The sequence below is a fragment of the Vibrio campbellii CAIM 519 = NBRC 15631 = ATCC 25920 genome (assembly GCF_002163755.1).
Lineage (GTDB): Bacteria > Pseudomonadota > Gammaproteobacteria > Enterobacterales > Vibrionaceae > Vibrio > Vibrio campbellii.
The window spans coordinates 1,384,093-1,404,004 of the sequence record NZ_CP015864.1; the positions used below are offsets into that span (position 1 = coordinate 1,384,093).

At 46.3% G+C, this 19,912-nt stretch carries 20 protein-coding genes; 2 read left to right on the forward strand and 18 right to left on the reverse strand.

Going from position 1 to position 19,912, the window contains the following annotated elements:
- Nucleotides 1–82 precede the first annotated feature (82 nt).
- Entirely contained in the window at nt 83–1,288 is a 1,206-nt protein-coding gene (gene emrD / locus A8140_RS22380; protein ID WP_005432600.1) for a multidrug efflux MFS transporter EmrD, read from the forward strand.
- A 277-nt stretch (nt 1,289–1,565) separates the two neighbouring features.
- Nucleotides 1,566–3,731, forward strand: coding sequence for a S9 family peptidase (locus tag A8140_RS22385; RefSeq protein WP_033000011.1), 2,166 nt, complete (start codon nt 1,566–1,568; stop codon nt 3,729–3,731).
- Nucleotides 3,732–3,910: 179 nt separating this feature from the next.
- Here the strand turns inward: A8140_RS22385 and A8140_RS22390 are convergent, their stop codons facing one another.
- The 18 genes from A8140_RS22390 to A8140_RS22475 all read right to left on the reverse strand — a co-directional run bounded on the left by A8140_RS22390 (nt 3,911) and on the right by A8140_RS22475 (nt 19,753).
- The gene (locus tag A8140_RS22390) at nt 3,911–4,894 is read right to left on the reverse strand and encodes a porin (RefSeq protein ID WP_005530211.1); all 984 of its coding nucleotides are present in this window, start codon (nt 4,892–4,894) and stop codon (nt 3,911–3,913) included.
- A gap of 215 nt (nt 4,895–5,109) precedes the next feature.
- Entirely contained in the window at nt 5,110–5,979 is an 870-nt protein-coding gene (locus A8140_RS22395) for a metal ABC transporter substrate-binding protein (RefSeq protein WP_005530213.1), read from the reverse strand.
- Nucleotides 5,980–5,993: 14 nt separating this feature from the next.
- A complete protein-coding gene (locus A8140_RS22400) occupies nt 5,994–6,869 on the reverse strand; it encodes a metal ABC transporter permease (protein WP_005530215.1) in 876 nt (291 codons plus the stop codon).
- Entirely contained in the window at nt 6,869–7,603 is a 735-nt protein-coding gene (locus A8140_RS22405; RefSeq protein ID WP_005530217.1) for a metal ABC transporter ATP-binding protein, read from the reverse strand. The genes A8140_RS22400 and A8140_RS22405 overlap by 1 nt, the downstream gene beginning before the upstream one ends.
- Entirely contained in the window at nt 7,603–8,538 is a 936-nt protein-coding gene (locus A8140_RS22410; protein WP_005530219.1) for a metal ABC transporter solute-binding protein, Zn/Mn family, read from the reverse strand. Before A8140_RS22410 ends, A8140_RS22405 begins: the two co-directional genes overlap by 1 nt.
- A gap of 62 nt (nt 8,539–8,600) precedes the next feature.
- Complete coding sequence (locus A8140_RS22415) at nt 8,601–9,152, reverse strand: DUF6162 family protein (RefSeq protein ID WP_005530221.1); 552 nt, start codon at nt 9,150–9,152, stop codon at nt 8,601–8,603.
- Nucleotides 9,149–9,469: a hypothetical protein gene (locus A8140_RS22420; RefSeq protein WP_005530223.1), complete on the reverse strand. Its 321-nt coding sequence runs from the start codon at nt 9,467–9,469 to the stop codon at nt 9,149–9,151. The genes A8140_RS22415 and A8140_RS22420 overlap by 4 nt, the downstream gene beginning before the upstream one ends.
- A gap of 44 nt (nt 9,470–9,513) precedes the next feature.
- On the reverse strand, nt 9,514–10,344 hold the full coding sequence (locus A8140_RS22425; protein ID WP_005530225.1) for a DUF4198 domain-containing protein: 831 nt from the start codon (nt 10,342–10,344) through the stop codon (nt 9,514–9,516).
- Between the two features lie 16 nt (nt 10,345–10,360).
- Entirely contained in the window at nt 10,361–10,900 is a 540-nt protein-coding gene (locus A8140_RS22430; RefSeq protein ID WP_005530227.1) for a DUF2271 domain-containing protein, read from the reverse strand.
- A gap of 23 nt (nt 10,901–10,923) precedes the next feature.
- The gene (locus A8140_RS22435) at nt 10,924–11,553 is read right to left on the reverse strand and encodes a PepSY-associated TM helix domain-containing protein (RefSeq protein ID WP_005530229.1); all 630 of its coding nucleotides are present in this window, start codon (nt 11,551–11,553) and stop codon (nt 10,924–10,926) included.
- A 136-nt stretch (nt 11,554–11,689) separates the two neighbouring features.
- On the reverse strand, nt 11,690–12,535 hold the full coding sequence (locus A8140_RS22440; protein ID WP_005530232.1) for a CPBP family intramembrane glutamic endopeptidase: 846 nt from the start codon (nt 12,533–12,535) through the stop codon (nt 11,690–11,692).
- Nucleotides 12,536–12,708: 173 nt separating this feature from the next.
- Complete coding sequence (locus A8140_RS22445) at nt 12,709–13,881, reverse strand: tetratricopeptide repeat protein (RefSeq protein ID WP_005530234.1); 1,173 nt, start codon at nt 13,879–13,881, stop codon at nt 12,709–12,711.
- Nucleotides 13,878–14,498, reverse strand: coding sequence for an energy transducer TonB (locus tag A8140_RS22450; protein ID WP_005530236.1), 621 nt, complete (start codon nt 14,496–14,498; stop codon nt 13,878–13,880). Before A8140_RS22450 ends, A8140_RS22445 begins: the two co-directional genes overlap by 4 nt.
- Nucleotides 14,498–14,902, reverse strand: a complete 405-nt coding sequence (locus A8140_RS22455) for an ExbD/TolR family protein (protein ID WP_005432634.1) — start codon at nt 14,900–14,902, stop codon at nt 14,498–14,500. Before A8140_RS22455 ends, A8140_RS22450 begins: the two co-directional genes overlap by 1 nt.
- The gene (locus A8140_RS22460) at nt 14,899–15,453 is read right to left on the reverse strand and encodes a MotA/TolQ/ExbB proton channel family protein (protein ID WP_005530238.1); all 555 of its coding nucleotides are present in this window, start codon (nt 15,451–15,453) and stop codon (nt 14,899–14,901) included. Before A8140_RS22460 ends, A8140_RS22455 begins: the two co-directional genes overlap by 4 nt.
- A complete protein-coding gene (locus tag A8140_RS22465; RefSeq protein WP_005530240.1) occupies nt 15,453–16,820 on the reverse strand; it encodes a MotA/TolQ/ExbB proton channel family protein in 1,368 nt (455 codons plus the stop codon). The genes A8140_RS22460 and A8140_RS22465 overlap by 1 nt, the downstream gene beginning before the upstream one ends.
- The gene (locus tag A8140_RS22470; RefSeq protein WP_033000013.1) at nt 16,821–17,588 is read right to left on the reverse strand and encodes a DUF3450 domain-containing protein; all 768 of its coding nucleotides are present in this window, start codon (nt 17,586–17,588) and stop codon (nt 16,821–16,823) included.
- A 74-nt stretch (nt 17,589–17,662) separates the two neighbouring features.
- On the reverse strand, nt 17,663–19,753 hold the full coding sequence (locus A8140_RS22475; protein ID WP_005530244.1) for a TonB-dependent siderophore receptor: 2,091 nt from the start codon (nt 19,751–19,753) through the stop codon (nt 17,663–17,665).
- Between the last annotated feature and the right edge of the window lie 159 nt (nt 19,754–19,912).

The following is a 19,912-nucleotide window of genomic DNA, read 5'->3' on the forward strand; positions in this document are numbered from 1 at the left end:
TCCCTAATCACTTTGTTTATTTGGCTCTCCTATATGGAGCGCTAAGGCTTTTTACGTCTTAAATTTCTGGAGAGATACGCAAATGTCCGCCTCGTTTCCATTAGCGAAACTTACCTTTTTAATCGCAATTCTGACTGCCGTAGGTCAAATGACTCAAACGATGTACGTGCCTTCTATTGGTCATATGGCGGGTGAGTTCTTGGTATCAGCGTCGTCACTTCAAGCTGTGATGGCCTGTTACCTGATCCCTTACGGTCTGTCGCAGTTTGTGTACGGCACACTGTCTGATCGCCTTGGTCGCAAACCAATCATCGTTGCGGGTTTGATCATCTACATTCTTGGTACTTTGGTGGCGCTATTTGCTCATGAGTACGAATGGTTTCTAGCGGGTAGCTTTATCCAAGGTTTGGGTATCGGTTGTGGCGGTGCGATGTCTCGTACACTGACTCGTGACTGTTTTGAAGGCGCAGAACTGCACCGTGCAAACAGCTTGATCAGCATGTGTGTAATTTTCTCGCCATTGATGGCCCCTGTACTAGGCGGTTACCTAACTGAAGCTTTCGGTTGGCGCTCTAGCTACTTATTCCTTGCTCTGTTTGGTATCGCAGTAGTGATCACCATGATGACAAGCATGATGGAAACTTTGCCGAAAGAGCGTCGCAAACATGAATCTGTGGCAAAGAGCTACAAGTTCGTACTGTCAGACAAACGCTTCCAAGGTTTCTTGCTGGTATTGGTGGCAACGTTCGCAGGAGTAGCCGTATTTGAAGCAGCGGCTGGGGTGCTACTAGGTGGCGTACTTGGTTTACCAGCAACCACAGTAAGCTTGCTGTTTGTCTTGCCGATTCCGGGTTACCTAGTCGGCGCAGGCTTATCGAGCTACATTGCACAACGTCGCTCTGAACGCCGTGCTCTGAACGTTGGTCTAGTCGCGATCTTAGTTGGCTCTGCTGTCGTGTTAATTCCAGGTCTGTTTGGTCTAACAACGGCATTGACCCTGATTGGCGGCGCAACCATTTACTTCTTGGGCGCTGGCATTTTGTTCCCAGCGGCAACAACCGGTGCACTTTCACCATTTCCATACCATGCAGGTACTGGTGGTGCGATTTTAGGTGGAATGCAGAACCTAGGTGCGGGTATCGCGACGTTATTGGCTTCGTTCTTCCCAGCACAAGATCAAATGCCACTTGGTTGTTTGATGATGGCAATGTCGATCATCGCCATGCTTGGTCTACGCTGGGTTAATCGTAAGCACGACCATTCAAACGAAATGCCACTGGCGATCTAAAATCTGACTCTAATCCCCACCGAGATAAAGAAAAGGGACATGCTGCAAAGTGTGTCCCTTTTTTGTTGCACGCATCTTACCCTTTAGCTCTCATCCACCAGCAATTGCATTTAACATCCCATCCAATCTTTGCAGAAAAGAACAGTTGCTTACACAGAAGTTATTCGTTGGCCATTCGATATAAATACATTCACTGGAAGAACACAAACGTACTTTTACTCGCAAGATAAATGAATGGCGAAAAAACACGAGAAGAGTACACAATAAGGATACACAGATGCGTTTCACTTTAACCACGTTGGCCGTATCGGTCGCGCTAGTCGCCGGATGCAGCAATCAAGGATTACCAACCATGAACCATTACTCCCAATCGCAACTTGTTGCTCAACAAACCCAAGCACCCGTTGCTAAAAAAGTCCCTCATGCAATGAATATTCATGGTGATACACGAGTCGATAATTACTACTGGATGCGTGATGATGAGCGCCAAGACTTAGAAATCTTGCAACACCTTGAACAAGAGAATCAATACGCAGAAACCGTTTTAAAACACACCGAAGTACTGCAAAAACAGCTGTTTGAAGAGATCAAAGGTCGTATTGCGAAAAATGACAATTCGGTTCCAGTTCGTAAAGGCAGTTACTACTACTCAAATGAAGTGACGGGCGATAACGAATACGAAGTACACCTGCGTGCGAAAGACTTTGTCGGTACAGACAAGCAAGTCATTCTAGATGTTAACGAGCTGGCAAAAGAGCATGAGTTCTTTAGCATTGGCGGCCTATACGTGAGCCCAAATGAAAACATGCTGGCTTACGGTGAAGATACGCTGAGCCGCCGTATTTACACCATCAAGATCAAAGACCTCACGACGGGCGAATATCTAAAAGATGAAATTGAAGGCGCCTCAAGCGCAATCGCATGGCAAAACGATAACCAAGCCTTCTACTACATCAAGAAAGACCCGCAAACACTGTTGGGTTATCAAGTTTACCGCCATGTCTTGGGCACAGCTCAAACAAGCGATGAGCTAATCTACGAAGAAACCGATAGCGCTTACTACACCTTCTTGAGTAAGAGTAAAGACGGTGAGCAAGTTTACATTTGGCACTCAAGCACAGAGACAAGTGGCGTATCTGTGATTGATGCTAACAACCCGAACGCCAAAGCCGAAGCTTTCTACCCTAGAGAAACTGGCATTGAGTACAGCATCGCCAAACTGGGAGATTGGTACTACATCTACACTAACTACCAAGCTGTCAACTTTCGTTTGATGAAAGTGAAATCAGAAGAGATGCATGACCACTCTAAATGGGTCGATGTCATTCCTGCCGACGACAACACCCAGCTGGTCGATTTCGACTTGTTCGACGACCACCTTATTTACGAGCAACGCACAAACGGCTTATCCACCGTCAAGGTTCGCCAACTATCGACGGGCAAAGAATTCCCACTTGAATTTAATGACACCGCGTTTGCGGCTTACCTGACAGGCAACTACGAATTAGATAACTCAAAAGTTCGTATCTACTACAGCAGCCTGACTACACCGGGTACTTACTATGATTTCGACCTGAATACAGGTGAATCAGAAATCATGAAACAAACACCAGTGCTGGGTGACTTTGATGCCGATAACTACCAGTCAGAGCGAATCATGGTGACAGCTCGTGATGGTAAACAAGTGCCAGTTTCATTGGTTTACCGTAAAGACCTCTTCAAGAAAGACGGCACCAATCCAATCTACCAGTACGGTTACGGCTCATACGGCTCCACTATCGAGCCAACATTCCGTTCAACTCGTTTGAGCTTACTTGATCGCGGATTCGTGTACGCAATCGCGCATATTCGTGGTTCAGAAATGCTTGGACGTCCTTGGTATGAAGACGGGAAAAAGCTGACTAAACAAAACACCTTCAATGATTTTATCGATGTAACCAAAGGACTGGTTGAAGAAGGCTACGGGGCCAAAGATAAAGTCTTTGCTGTCGGAGGCTCCGCAGGTGGCCTGCTAATGGGTGCAATCATCAACCAAGCACCAGAGCTTTACCGTGGTATTGGCGCGCACGTTCCGTTTGTTGATGTCGTGACGACCATGCTGGATGAGTCGATTCCTCTCACGACCAACGAATACGATGAGTGGGGTAATCCAAACGACAAAACCTACTACGACTACATGCTGAGCTACTCACCGTACGACAACGTGAAAGCTCAAAACTACCCGAACATGTTAGTGACAACAGGTTTGCATGACTCACAGGTGCAATACTTTGAGCCGATGAAGTGGGTAGCCAAACTTCGTGAAATGAAGACTGATGATAATGTCTTGCTGTTCAAAACCGATATGGAAGCAGGCCATGGCGGCGCTTCTGGTCGATTCAAACGATTAAAAGAAGACGCGCTTGAGTACGCTTTCTTCCTAGATCTGTTGGAGACAAAATAAGCTTTAACCATCATTCATTATGAGTCACGGAAAACAATGCCCGCTTTTACGCGGGCATTTTTCAACCTAGATACTCGGTGACATGACTCAGATGAGCCAACAGAAAGAAAAACGCCTACTAACAGCGAGTAGGCGTTAACACAATAAATGTGTTTAGGCAGTAGAAACTGTCCTATTAATTAGAAGTAGTAACGAGCACCAAGTGACCATTCGTCATCAGATTTATCGTCGCCCATGTGCGTTCTAAAACCAGCGAAAGTTTTCAGCTTCGAGGTCACAGAGTACTCGACTTGAGGAGCTAAAACATCGCGGTTAGGGTCTAACACATTGTCATCGCGATCAACATTTTCATAGTAAAGGATAAAGTTAAGGCCATTATCTAGACCATATGCTAGAAGACCTGAGATTTGATCTGAGTCCGTCATACCATACAAGTTCTCGTTCAAACCATATACACCCGCCACATAAATACCCTCGCCATAAGAACCATAGCTCGCAGCAATAGCTGTCGAGGTTAGTTTTTCCGAATCAACATCACCACCTGTATATGCAAGACCGACATTGAAATCTGAGAAGCTTAAACTTGCTGCAATCTGGCCGCGATCATCAAACTGAGAACCTCCAGCGTTAGTTTCACCTTGCCAACCAACGCCAAAGTACAACGACATATCATTACCAAAATCGAAGTTGTTTGAATAACTTAGCATTTTGTTTGCACGGCCCGTACCAATCGAACGCCATGAACCCGAACGACCGCCATCGTAAAGAAAATCGTTTGCATATTTAATTGGCATATCCGTTAAACTTGCAACACTGTAGTAAGGAGACCATTGCGTGCCTACGGTCACTTTACCCATTTCGCTGTGTAAAGCTAAGTAACCTAAACGGGTTGAAAAGGTTGGATCACCGCCTTCAACAAGGTTGGTTTGCCATTCTCCTTTTGCTTCTACAGTTAGGCCATTCCCCAAATCTTGTTTACCGACAATATTGATACGAGGAGATACTTCTCCGACTTCTACATTGTCACCGTTATCACCAATATCAGTGGTAAAATGACCACCAATCGACATTGATGTGCTATCGCTGTTGTAAACTTCTGCTGCGAAAGCTTGAGAACCACATGCTAGTGCCGCCACTGCAACGGCTAGAGTTTTCATTTTCATTGTTAACATCCATATAGTTGTTTGTATTGGTTCGCCCCGACAGCAAAATAAAACAAATCAATCGCAACGAACAGGTAACAAGGTAGTAATGAAATATAAATGAAACAAATATTTTCTTATGCAACAGGTGGTATTTGTGATTGCTTTTTGATCTAGCTCTCATAAAAAAAGGGAACTTTTCAGTTCCCTTCATAAATTTCGTGGTGTTTTTCGTGTCACAACTGCCAGCGTGCGAGTGGCTTCTCAGTTTTGATACCTTTATTGCCCCATCGGTCAATAACATCAATTTGCAGTATGCGATCCCGTGAAACCAATGAAATTAACGTTTTTGACGGACGTCTACTAGTGAGCAGCCACAGAGTTTCATCTTCCTCAAATTGAGCTTTTAAAGATAGTTTCTCTGCTTCGGACCATTCCAATTCAGATTTAAATTGGCGGTCAACAACAAACAACTGATTACCTGATGCGAAATCTTCTAACGATTCACCCAACAATACCACCGAATCGATCTCTTTTTCGAAAATAACGCCTTGCTGCTGATTGATCAGTTCACGTACATCTAGCATTAGAGCTTGCTGGTTCTTCTCTATCTGAGTCTGATACTGAGGATACACTTTTTGCAGATCCTCACCAACGATGGCAGCCATCCGAATCAAGTTCGTCGGGTTCATCCACGCAAATTTAGACGTTTCACCATTTTCTAGTTTCAACGCTGCAACCCCTTGCGCCCTTGGCGAAATCGCCTGGGAAGCATCAATTTCAATCAAACGTACGTTACCCTGACGAGCGTAAACAAAGGTAGGATCTTGATGCCAAATAGCCCCCAACGAGATCGCCACCGTTGCATCCTGACCCGCTTTAATCACTTGTTGCTGACCCTTGCTCCCAAACCAGTTAACTAAACGCTCAATGCCATATCGCTTAGGTGGTAAGTAACTGGTTTCAATCCCTGTCCCTTGCATCAACTGCTGTGACAGCATGTAGGTGACAGGGGTACTGGTGAGAATGTCTTTAGCAACAGTAAGTGGCGTATATGCGCTCGTTGCTATTAAGCCCAACCCGATGATTAGCTTTTTCGTGTTCATATTTAGATACCTGACTAAGCTTTACGTACGATGTGGTACATCGTTGCGGTTAAGAAGAAAATGGCAGAAACAATAATGATCGAAGCGCCAGATGGCACCGGAAGTTCCAACTCCATCGGTAAGACCGTCCCCACCAAGCACGCGATGGTCGCGAGTAAGGATGAGAGCAACACAAAGCTACCCATTCGCTTAGTGAGCAGACGTGCTGTAGCCCCTGGGATAAGTAGCAACGCACCCACTAACACGGCACCAATGATCTTCACTGCCGCAATGGTGACAAGAGTGATCATCATAACGAATAGGTAATCATAGAAGCTGGTATTAAAGCCTCGAACACGAGCAATATCTGGGCTGATGCAAGTCAACAAAATGCGGTTAAATGTCGGGATCAGCAGTAATAAAATGATCAAGCAACTCACCGCCAAAATCGTAATATCTCTGTCTGTCACCGTGAGGATTGAGCCAAACAGAACGTTCTCTAACATGTGGATATTGATTTTTCGTGCCACATACATCAGCAAGGCAGCACCAACTGCCAAAGCCAACGCAAGGAATACCCCGACGAGAGTATCGTATGGAACATTGGTTCGATTTCGCACGAAATGCAGCAATAAAGCGAAGATCATGCAGAAACTAAACAGTCCAATAAATGGATTTTCTGGTGGCTCGCCCAGCAACACACCAATCGCGATACCAGTCAGTGCTGCGTGACCGACGGCTTCAGAAAAGAACGCCAAACGCTTAGCAATCACCAACGTGCCCAAGCCGCCCAACAAAGGCCCCAGAATCAACGCAGCGACAATCGCGTTAACCATAAACGCATAAGCAAAACTGTCGCTTAACCAACCCGCTTCAACGCCATGCAGAGCCAGTTCTCTTAACCAATCCATTACGCAGCCTCCACTTTCGCGGTGTAGTGCTTAAACAGAGACTCAATTCGCTCTGGGCTTAACACCTCAGAGTGATGTCCTGACGCAACTATCTGACGATTCACAACATGAACTTGGGCATCTAAACGACGCACAGCCGTTACATCATGATGTACAGCGAGAACTGTTTTCCCTTCTGCGACCACTTCATGAATCAAACCCTCTAGGTAACGAACCCCTTGCTCATCCATGCCTGTTGTTGGCTCATCTAGGACAAGCAAACTTGGGTCGTCCAGTAAAGCTTGAGCAAACAACACCCGCTGTTGTTCGCCGCCTGACAGTTGTCCCATACGACGGTCACAACGCGCAGCCATCCCCACACGCTCTAACTGAGCCAGTGCTTGTTGAGTTTGCTTAGACTTACGTCGCCAAAACAGCGGAACGCGTGTTTGATTCAGCAATACAAAGTCCATCACTGTCAGTGGCAGACTGGCTTCAAACATGGCCTTTTGAGGTACATAACCAATTTGACCTGCTTGTTGCGTCTGCTTTGGAACTGGCCAATGAACCGAGATATCACCAGTAAAAGGCGTTAGGCCCAACACTGAACGCAACAGGGACGTCTTACCACCACCGTTAGGCCCCATAATGACGTGGCATTGTCCCGCCTCGAACTGGGTTTGAATACCTTGCAGAATGAGGTTGTCACCATATTTCAGGCTTACCCCGTCAAGAGAAATAGAAGGGCCTGGCATCACGCTTTCTCCTGCGCGTGTTTGCTTGCGACGAACTTCATCGCTTCAATAAGCGTCGCAACGTTTTCACGCATTTCAACTTCAACCTTATTGGTTTCGTACTCGCCATGGGTCATATGAGAAAAACGGTAAAGCTGTACGCCAGTCGCTTCTTCGATCGTATCGACAAAGCGGTTAGGCATATTGAGTTCGTAAAACAGCACATCAATGCCGGATTGACGGATCTTCTCAATGGTTTCTTGAAGTTGGCTAGCACTTGGCTCGACACCGTGTGCTGGTTCAATCACCGCTGCAACATCGACACCAAACTCTTGCAAGATATAACCGTAAGCATTGTGCGTGGTCGCAACCTTCATGCCTGCCGTATCTAACTGCCCAAGTGACAACATGGCATCACGCTTTAGAAGGCGAAACGCTTTTGCGTACTTTCGCGCATTTTTACGGTAAAAAGCGGCATTTTCTCGGTCAAGTTTACTCAGTTCACTCGCAATGGTGTAAACCTTTTGAATCGTAGTCGATAGGCCAACAAACGTATGTGGATTCACCGCGCCTTTGCCGACTGATTGCCCCATTGCTGGTAACAGTGGTACTTCTTTATTTGCTTCTATCACCACTAGGTCATCACGTTGAGCCGCTTGGATCACTTTTAGTGCAAAATCATCATGGCCAATCCCATTCACGACAATCACATCCATTTGGTTCAAACGCTTAAGATCATTCGGTTGCGGCAAATAGTTATGAGGATTAAAGCCTGCATCGACCAAAGGAATGATCTCCGCTTTATCTCCGACCACCGCTTTGACATAGCTGTAGTAAGGCTGCAAGGTAATGCCTATGTTCAGCTTATCTGCGAAGGTTGAAGTGGATACGGCCAGTAAAGTACATGCCGTTAGAATTCGACGTAAGAAGGCGCGTTTCTTGATAGTTGTTATCATATTGATGGTTACTTATTGAACGTGATGACTTGTTGATCGCAATATTGATGGATCATAACGACTTAGTGGGCATGCGTAGCAGTGGATGAAGGCATTAAGACAACCTGGTGCCAGCCATTTTGCTTTCGCTCGTCTTGCTGGATAAGGTGACTCAATTGCCCCAGTGAGGCTGATGTAGAGAGCCAAATATCAGCTTGCTCATGACGACTGTCTAGGAGCATCGAAGCCGAGCCCTTCTCGCCTTGCCTCACACCAATGTAAAGACCCGTATCCAGCTTTTGCCACTGATGAGAGCCTCTGCGCTGCCAGCTTTGGTCTTTAACAAATGGAGCAACCCAAAATTCTTCCAGCTCACTGATTTCTGGCCATTGGCCTTCATCAATATGAAGATCACGGATTTCCTCATGAGCAAGTTTGAGCTCAGCAATCATGGCAAGTTCTTCTTGTTCAAGATCAGTAATCAATACTTGATGTGCGAGTGCTTCAGTATGTTCTGATTCGGTTTGATGATAAGGCAGCAACAGCGTTGATATAGCGAGAATGCCAGCAATGGTCAGAGCAACCCATTTGCCTTCGCGACTGCCATTATCTGGGCGAACTTTCTGCGTAATCATTTCTCTTTTAACTCAACCACATCCACTTCTACTGGGTTTTCGTGACCAGCATCGAAGACAAGGTAGAAGTCCGTGTGAGGATGAGTAAATTCAGCAATCGAACGCTTGTCTGTAGTTACTTTGGCAATCAAGTTGTCATCGTAATCGTACATCTCAACATAGTAATCCACTGCAGTTGAACCATCAGAGTAGCCCGCTTCGCAGATCACTTTTTCTTGTTCTAGATGGCAACTCATCAATGGAAAATGCGCCGCGGCTTGAAAAGAAATAAAACCAGCAAAAATAGCTGAGACTTTAAGAATTGAAAGGTTTTTCATTATGTATCCAAAATGGCTCAGTGTGTCACTGAGCCAAGCTTTGATTAGTTAAGTTGCGTTTCAAAAGTCAGATGAACATTCGCACTGGCCTTATCTGCTAGTGGGTCATTTTTCAGCTCACCTTTGTAGTTGGCTTTCATTAGGTAACGGCCCGCCACTTCCGGCGTGAATGTAATTTTGCCGTCTTTATCACTCACTACGTCGATTTGCTCTTGATGGTTGCGGTAAAGCGTACCTTCACGAGTAATTTCTGCAGTCACACCTTGTTGAGGTTCCCCATTGAAGAAAAATTGGAAGATCACTTCTTCACCTTCAATGATATCTGATGGGTGCGTAAGCGGCTTCATCTCAAGCAACTTACCTTCAATCTCAAGTGCTTTTTCTGTTGGCATGCCCACTGTTACGTAGCTTTCTGCGCGGGTGTAGCTTAGCTGAGTCACCACATCGCGTGCTTTTTCCGGAATAACGCTCGCACGGTCAGCTTTACTCGCTTTTGCCCATTTAACCGTGTCACGACGGCCTGCTTTATACTGGGTGTAATAGCTAGGTTGATTGTTGATCGCGACCTTGTGTGTGCCTTCCTCTTCGAAATAGAAGTCAAACATCGAGCGGCGTTTGCCACGCACAACAAAGTTAGGGCGCTCAGAACGGCCATCGGGCATGATCACAAACGCTTGCTCACTGCCTGCTGGTTTATCAAAAACAAACGTCCCGTGAGATGCGGTTACATCGAACGACAGCCAATCACCGCCTTCTTTTGATACCGTGAAATGAGAAGGAAGAACCCAACGAGGGTGCGCTTGTGCCGTTGTCGCCGCGGCTAAACCCATCGCCATTACGCTTGCTAGTGCCACCGCTTTTATTTTGGTTTTCATTGTTATTCCTTCTCTATCACTTAACTTGGTAATTGACGGTAATGACGCCCGTCTCTTCCGTTGGTTTTATTTGGTAGCGCACTTCACTGTCCGCTAACTGCATTTTTTGACGTAGGTAATTACGGCCACCGTGTTCACGTACGACTTCTACATGTAGGGTGTAATTGCCCTGTTCGAGTCGTTGACCATCATCATTAGTGCCATCCCAAACAAATCGGTATTGGCCTGCAGGTCGAGTAGCTGACGTTACGGCATCGACCAATTCGCGATCGTAACGACCCACTTTGCGCCACCAGCTGCGAAGATCTTTTAACCACTCATCTTTACCTACCCAAAGCTGAATGGTTTTGACTGGTTTACGCTTTTCATCTTCGATCCACACTGCGACATAAGGTCTTGCGTACATCGAGGTATCAATCTTTGGTAACTCAAACTCAAAGTCGACTTTGGCATTATCCGGAAAAGGAGCGGCCATAAGCGGCAAAGGAGATAAAGCCGCGATCAATGCGGCTTTACTAAACGGGTGACGGCGAAAAATTCGGCCCATGTTTAACATTGGTTTTTTCTCTGAATAGGCTGTTATGGCACAGCAAAAAAATAAATAACGAGTGATAACGCAGTGCCAAAACTCATCCACTGCATTGATGTTCTAAAAGTCTTCTTCTTTGGAAGCAGCAAACACACACCAGTTAGCACAAAAAACACCATTAGCAGGGCTGTTATGTCGATAAACCATTTCCACGTATCGCCACTGTTGCGACCTTTATGTAGGTCGTTTAGCAGCGCAACCATGCCGTAGTTAGTGGTTTCAACTTCAGCTTCACCCGTCGTCATATCGACGAAAACGGTGGCGTTGTAGCCTGGGCCTTTGAAATCTAAAGAGAGCTCACCAACCATCAATTCACCATCCTCAACCTCGGTATACACATCGAGTGCCGATGGTGTGCCTCGCAGGTCTGTTTCTTGTGTTAAGAAACTCAACAGGGCAGAGCGATTAGGTTGGAAGCTTCCTTCATTCGCAAATAGCTGCTCGGAAGGGACTGTGAGTGTGTGTTGCTGAATGATGGGTTCACTGCGCTCAAACAGTTCTGGTCGGTTCAACGTAATACCAGTTACCGCAAAAAACAGCGTCACCAATAAAAGAGCCATAGAAATGTAAATGTGCAGACGGCGTGCCCAAGTCTGGACGCCTTTGCTTTTGAGCAACATAGAAAACAATCATCACCAGTAAATGAGGAAGTAATTTAGGTGATAATCATTCGTATTGGCATTTAATTTACATTGTTTACGTTTAGAGGCAGAGTCAGGCTCCCGGCAGAGACGACGGGAGCACATGAAGAGAAGCTTATCGAGCTAAAATAGGATAAGTGAAGAACACCAAATGGCAGAAGTTAAATAAGAAATGGGCTAACACCGCGCACCACAAGCGACCAGTGAAATGAAACACCAGCCCGTAGCCTAGTCCCGCTAACGTTGCGAATGCGATAAGTAGAGGACCACCAGCAAAGTGAGCCAAGCCGAACAAAATGCTAGCGATAACCAAACCTAGTCGCCAATCAAAACGGCGGGATAATGATTGCTGTACAAACCCTCTGAACAGCGCTTCTTCAGCAACACAAGTGAGTATTAGGTTGTTTAACGCAAATAGCCACCACCATGATGGCAAACTCAACTCCGGCTTTAATGCACCAAGCATAGCGGCAATAGGCAGCAGTGAAAGTAACGGAATCATAACCAGTAATGCAGGTTTTACTCTGCCTTTAGCCTCACTCCCCAGCAAAAGAGGATAAGCAAGAAAGAGAGCAAAAAGAGCCAGCGGCTTATCTAAATTCAGATACATCGAGAAAGGTGCGCTTAGTGGGCCTGCCGTCACTTTGTCGAGAACTTGCAGATTATTAAATCCCGGAATGAGATGCACAAAGAGCATCACACACCAAATGACCACAACGCTCCAGCCCAAATAATAAACGAGCTTCATTTTTTGGTTCGACGCCAACATAGGCAATCGATACGCAACCCCCAAAACCACCAAAGTACTTACGAATGCGATCAACTCTATCCGACCGATAAACATTGCACTCAGCAACGTGAGTCCAAGTAAAGCCAGAGCAACCGCCCTTTGCCGCAAAAATACCGCACCTATTGCGAGAATAAGTGGTAACCATAGCCAGATAGCAGAATCGAGAATCATCGTATTGTCCTTATAAGAAAAACTGACGTTCCAGTCTTAACGCTGGATGAAGGTAATATAACGTTATGATATTTAAAAAGAGATCGAACCAGACTCAATATTTACAAACAAAAAGACCCGAGAGTTACCCCGGGTCTTTCGAGCATTAACACATGGCCTGTTTGCAATTGAGCTTAACTATTCTGGCTCGTTTTTGCTTTGCGTAGTTGAGACAAGTATTTCACCCAGCTCTCGGCTTGGGTTGATGGTTCAATCTCGTTTGCACGTTTGGCATTCGCTAGTGCATCTTCTAGGCGTTTCAGCTTGTAGTAAGCGCGAGTCTTAACTAATGCCACATCGGCTTTACGCCCAGAAACCTTATCCAAAACAACCAGCGCGTCTTTGTATTGACCTTCTTGAACAAGCAGTTGAGACAAATTCCAGTAGTATTGACGATCCAACTTTGCAGCCACTCGCCAACTTGCTATCGACTTATCCCACTCCTTAGCCATCTGCCAAAAAGTCGCTTGTTGAGCTTTCAGTTTGCTATCTGAGTTAATGTCATCGAGCTCGCCCAACACTTTCGCAGCTCGCTCTGGGATGCCGCGCTTGCCATAAAGCTGAGCAAGAAGTCTTAAGTCATCTTGGTTCAACGCGACGCCTTGTAACTTAGCAAGAGCGAGAGAATCCAGCGCACGCTTGTCATCATCCACACGTAAATACAGAGCAACAAGCTGACGCCACCATTCCACACGCTCAGGCTCAATCGCAATCAAGCGTTTGATCGTGCCAGTTGCAGGCCCCCACTTTTTCAGTTCAAGCTCTGCAGACAATTTGATTGACAACGGAGCCATCTCATCTGGCTGGCCCAATTTCTCGTATCGAGCCATCGCAGAAAGCACTTTGTTCCATTGACTTAACTGGTAATGAGACTGTGCGATACGTAACCAAATATCGTGTGCTTTTTGCGTTTTAGGTACTGCTTTACTTAAGTCGTAGTAATGAGGCAGAGCTTTAGAAAATTGCTGCTCGTTGAGCAACATATCCGCCAACATCTTACGTGTTTGCCAAGCTTGCTCGTCTTTCAAAAGACCGCTATTCACAGCGATCTCCAGTTGTTTGATGGCAGGCTTAACTTGCTCATTTTGCCAGTAGAAAATACCCAGCATGCGAGCAACAAACACTTGATCATACTCACGAGATAAGTCGAGACCTTCGAGCGTGGAAATGGCTTCTTGCAGCTTTTCTTCTTGCGCCAGGTTGTGAGCACGCTGAACACGAGTCGCCGTGTACTGACTGAGTTCATTCGCGACAGTGGTAAAAGCACTCAGGCTTAACACCGCTCCGATAAAGAATTGCTTCATCATTTGGGTAACTTGAACTCCACTCTTCTGGTTTGCCCAAAGCGCTCAACCGCGACACCGTTTTCGACTTTAGGTTGGTACTTCGACTTCTTCAATGCACGAATAGCGTCTTTCTCGAACACTCTCTTAGGTTTAGCATCAATCACTTCAACGTCTTTAGGACGGCCTGTCGCATCAATGGTAAAGCGCATCACTACATAACCTTCCATTTTACGTTTTAGGGCTTTGCTTGGATAACGAGGCTCTGGGCTGTAAAGCATTATCGCCTGTTGGTTGCCCATCGTGCCTTTTAAGTTAGGTGCACTGATCGCAATGCCATCCAGAGCAGTGTTCAAACCCAATGCGCTGGTTGGTGTCACTTGGCTCATCGGCTCTACTTGGGTTTCCGCTTGAGACAAATCCATCGGCTCTGGTGCTTTTGGTGGTTCTGGCTGTTCAGGAACAGAACGTTGACGACGTTGAACATCTGCATCATTCTCTACCATCACCATATCAAAGCGCACCGCCTCCGAAGGCTTAGGTGCACGTTGATTGCCTTTATCGACCATCCACGCCATAAAGCTAAACAAGCTCACCGCAATCAAAATTGACGCTGGTAGCGCGAGTAGTAGCCTGCCCATTAAGGTTTCTCCGCTGCCAATGCGATGTTCTTCACACCAGCACCTTTCGCCGCATCCATCACCTTAACAACCGTTCCGTTGTAGGCATGCTCATCAGCTTGAATGACAAGTGATGCGTCTGGCTGCTCAAGCAATAGGTGCTCAATGGTGGCTTCGACACGCTCGATGTCCACCAAACGTTTATCGATGTAAACGTCATTTGCTGCGGTTACCGCAATAAAAATGCCCGCATCTTTTTGGCTAACGACATTCGATGCTTGAGGGCGATTCACTTCTACACCAGACTCACGCACAAATGAGCTAGTCACAATGAAGAAGATCAACATGATGAAGACAATATCCAGCATCGAGGTTAAGTCGATCTGTGCTTCATCCTGTCGATTGGTTCTACGTCCGAGTCTCACTTCTGACTCCTTAAAGATTGTTCTAACTGGAGGGCTTTGCGTTCACACACTTTAACTAAGCGCGCATGCACAAACATGCCAGCAAGTGCTGCGACCATACCTGCCATGGTTGGCAGCGTCGCAAGTGAAATACCAGAAGCCATCAATTTTGGATTGCTGCTACCTTGTGTGGCCATCACATCAAAAACCGTAATCATACCTGTTACCGTTCCTAATAGACCTAGCATTGGACAAATGGCCACAAGGACTTTAATCGTTGATAGGTTTTGACGCAGTTCAATGTGCGCTTTGGCAATCCATCCTTCGCGGATTTGATGCGCGTACCAAGAGTGATGATCGGCTCTTGCTGACCACTGCGCACAAAGCTGTTTCTTCACCTTTGGAAATTCCGTTGTTAGGTAAAGTACACGCTCCATAACCAGTAACCAGCACACCGCAACAACGGCTGCCAACCACCATAGGATTTGGCCACCTTGCTGCATAAAACGCATCAAGGTTGAGGCCCAATCCTCACTGATCAAACCCAATGTGTTGAGTAGGATCTGCTCCATTACGCTGCGTTCTCCGCTACAGTATTCGGTGCTTTTTGACCTTTTGGCATATCACGCTCAGCTTGTTCTGCCACAAGGCCAATACCTTGCTTCTCAAGGATATTGCGAATGTTCTCAGCTTGAGAGCTCAATACGTTATGAGCAAGAAGCAATGGCATTGCCGCAACAAGACCAAGTACAGTGGTAACAAGTGCCATTGAGATACCGCCAGCCATGACTTTTGGATCGCCATTACCAAACTGAGTGATCACTTGGAACGTTTCGATCATGCCTGTTACTGTACCCAGTAGACCTAGCATCGGTGCCAGTGCTGCAAGCAACTTCAGCATCGACAAACCTTTTTCTAGGTGAGTCTGCTCATCCACTACCGCTTCCAACAGACGAAGCTCTAACGCTTCAACGCTGCGATGTTTGTCTCTTTGGTAAACCGCTAAGATACGACCTAGTGGGTTATCTTCTGGTTGAGCTGGGTTCTTAAGCTGTTTGGCGATTTTCTGACGAGCAATCATAAGTGACACACCACGAACCAACGCGATGATCAAACCAATCGCTAACAAGCCAAGAATGATCTTACCAACCACACCACCTGCGTTCAGGCGATCAGCCATTGTTGGTGAGTTTGCTAATTGCTCAAGCAGAATGCCACGAGATGGGTCAATCACTACGGCATCGATTTCACCAGCCTTTACGCTGCTTGCCGTTGGGCCATTTTCTGGTTGGCGCAGGTAATTAATCGCATCACCGCGCTGCCCATTCCACTTCACGTAACCAGCGTCGTCCAACAGTACCATTGAGCCAAGGCGGACACCATCAACCGTTTGCTCACGACCTTCACCATCGAGCAATGAGAATGACACGTTTGCCAGCTCACCACTTGCTTTAACTTGCTCTTCCATGCTGCGCCACATCGCTTCAAGCTGCGGCAATGTTGGTAGTGATTTAGCGGCAACGATATCATCGATATTTTGCTGGTATGAGTTTGCGTCTACACCAGTAACAGAATGCTTAAGTTCTGCTTCCAGCTCTTTTGCGTTTTGACGAACAACGCCAAACAACTCACCTAAGCTGCCAGTTTCAAGGCGTAGTTTTTCTTCTAGCTGAGCCAGTTCAGCTTCATTTTCACTGAATGTCACACCGAGGGTGTCAGCTTCTGCTTGCAGCGCTGCTCGCTCTGCCACAAGCTTGTTTTTCATTGCTTGCAGCTCTTGTTGGGTTTGCTTAAAGCCAGACTCACGAGCCACATTGTGTGACTGCTGTTGGCGATTTTCTTGTTGTGCTTTTTGCAGTAATGTGTCGCTTGCAAATGTGGTGTGCGATAGAAGCGCAGTACTCGAAATCAATGCGACTGATAGCCATTTCTTCATCATTTATTTGCCCTCCGCAACGTTTAGAGACACAGGCAAAGTAAGCATGCTCGGTGCTATCTGTTTGTTCGCCATAGCAAATGCGTTATCGAGTTCTGCTTTCTGTTCCGTTCCAACGGCTTGCCATGCTTTTTGTTGCTGAGACCAACTCCAGAAATGCTCACCAGACAGGCTACGCGCAATAAGTGACACTCGGCCTAAGTAGAGAATATCGGCTTCCACTTGGTCGTCGCTGTCCAGAGCGATCTTACCTTGGTAAACGCCAATCTTAGTGCCATAGTCCATTTCAATTTGGTACGCTTCTAGTATTCGACGGAATTTTTCAGCATCCGCGACGTCAGCTCGGGTCATCATGGCATCAAGTTTTTCAATGCGCTCTTCACGCTGTGCTTTGCGGATAGGTTTATCATTTGCCACAATCGTTTTAAGGCCATCAAGCATGTGATACATCAAAGGCACTACGCCTTGACGAGTCTGAGCGATCTGCTCAATTTGCTCATTCAAGCTTGCCACTTCCGCGTTTTGACTATCAACAAGGTTTGAAAGGTGGTCGCGATAAATCTTCAAGTTGCTGACTTCTTCATTCAACTGTTCAATTTCAGCTTCTAGTGACAAAGACTTCTCAGCACTTGCATCGATACGCTTCTGGCTCACTGCAGACGCTTGGTTAGTTTTACTCTGCACTGCTTGAGCATCGTTAAGATTTTCCGCTTGAACGGGAATCAAAACCGATGAGATCAACAGAGCGATACTTGATTTCATTAGATTCATACGAGTTATATTTCTGTTTTCCAAAAACGACTAAAGGGGAAGACCACTCTTCCCCTTTAAAAATCAGATTGTTATCAGTACTTGAACTGGATAGTCGCCATGTAGTTTCGGCCTTCGCCAATCACTACGCCACTCGCTCCATCTTGCTTACTGTTGGTGCTACCGCCACCTGCTAGGTAATCAGTATCAAACAGGTTCTCAACATTGAATCGAGTTACGATATCCAAGTTCTCATCATACTTGTGTGTGTACGACACGCCCATATCAATACGTGTATACCCATCTTTCTTAAATGTGTTCGCCGCGTCACCGTAGCGCTCACCTTCATAAATCAAACCTAGGTTAACGTTGGTGTTGTTCTGAACTTTGTAGCTAGACCAAACACTTGCTGAAAACTCAGGAACGTCTGCCGGACGGTTGCCTTTGTAATCTGCACTTTCAGTGATTTCAGCATCTAGGTACATTGCAGAAGCTGTTAGTGAAAGCTCTTCGGTTACAAAGCCCTGCGCTAGGATTTCTGCACCACGGTGCACTTGTTCGCCATCTTGCGTCTTCTTGTACATCACGTCGCCGCCAGCATTAACACCGTCTTCTACATCTAGCGCGATGTTTTCAAGGGTGATATCGAATAGCGCACCCGTAACGTATAGACGCTCATCAAATAGCTCCCACTTGGTACCAACTTCATACGAGATACCACGTTCTGCATCTAGCTCTTCACCATCGTTAGTGTAGTCCGTGCTATTTACTGTACCTTGAGGCATAAAGCTCTCAGAGTATTGAACGTAAATCGAGCCGTTACTTGCTGGGTGGAAAATTACACCTAGCTTCGGTGAGACCTGACTTTCTGTCAGTTCATCACTGCGTTTCTCATCATAACGAACACCAGCAAGTACCTGCCAGTAATCGTTAATTGTCATCATGTTTTGCCCGTAAATACCCCAAGTGTCGTATTCACTAGTCGGCCATTTTTTAGAGCTCGTTGGCTGAGGCCTCGCGACCGTTTCACCCGCAGGAACATACTCACCGTCATGGAAAGCCATAAAACGGTCGTAACTGTAATCTAGGTAGTTTGCGCCGACTAAGAAGGTGTTGTCTGTACCAAACAAAGAGAAATCTGTTGTCACATCTACGTAAGCAGTATCAAATACCCAGTGGTCTGAACGCTCGTTACCCTTGTGCTTGATCGTTCCGTCTTCTTCGTACATATCGAATTTCGGGTAAGATTCCACATCAAAGCGCTTAAAGTCTTGACGGTTATAGCCAGCTTTCACATTTACGCTATCTGTCACTTGTGCATTGATATCGATGCCGTAGTTTTCTACATCGTTGTCAATGTTTGACCATTGCGCGTCCCAGATGTACTTGTCACCACGGACTGGTTTACCGTCCACAATGTAGGCACCTGAATCAACACTACCGTCATCTTTAGTACGGTCGTAGTGAGCCGACACCATAATATCTTCCGTAATGTCATATTCCACAACCAGACCACCTACTACGCGGTCAGTCTGTGGCTCAGTGCCATCACCGTATTCACGCCATGAGCCATAGCTCTCTTTGGCAAGAATCGCTCGCGCACGCAGCGTTTCTTCTTCATTCAGGGCACCACTCACATCTAATACTGTGCGTGAGTGATCATTTGAACCAATATCTTGGCTCAAGCTTGCTTGTGTTTCTGTTGTTGGCTTCTTCGAAACCATGTTCACAAGGCCACCCGGCTCAGACTTACCGTAAAGTAGGCCTGAAGGTCCTTTAAGAACTTCAACTCGCTCTAAAAGCTCAATTGGTTGACGGTAGTGAGACCAGTGCTGACGTCCATCACGTAGGAAGCCATCCGAGCTGCTTAGTTCAAAACCACGTAGTGAGAAACGCTCACGGTTACGGCTAGTACCACCTGCGCTAACACTTGCGTCATTTTGTAGAACCTCACCTAGTGTACTTGCACGCTGCTCATCGATGACTGCTTCATCGATCACAGCAACCTGCCCTGGAGTTTCCAGCTGCGTCATTTCCATACGCATTGCTGTGCTGTTGGTATCCGCTTTGTAACCAAACTCACGGCCTTCTACTACTAGGTGTTCATCTGTTGTTTGAACTTCTGCCACTGCAGGCGCTGCTAGCACCGCACCGATCACTAATGCCAATTGGCTCTTAGTAAACATATCCTTTCACTCCGACTATTTTCGGGTCGCACACTCTATGATGTGATTCCCTTGTATTTATTTCGGCAGTGAATATAAATAACAACTATTCCCATTTGCATTGAATTTACATTCTTTGCATTCGTAAAGATTTGTAAAGGGGCTGTGTTCAATTTGATT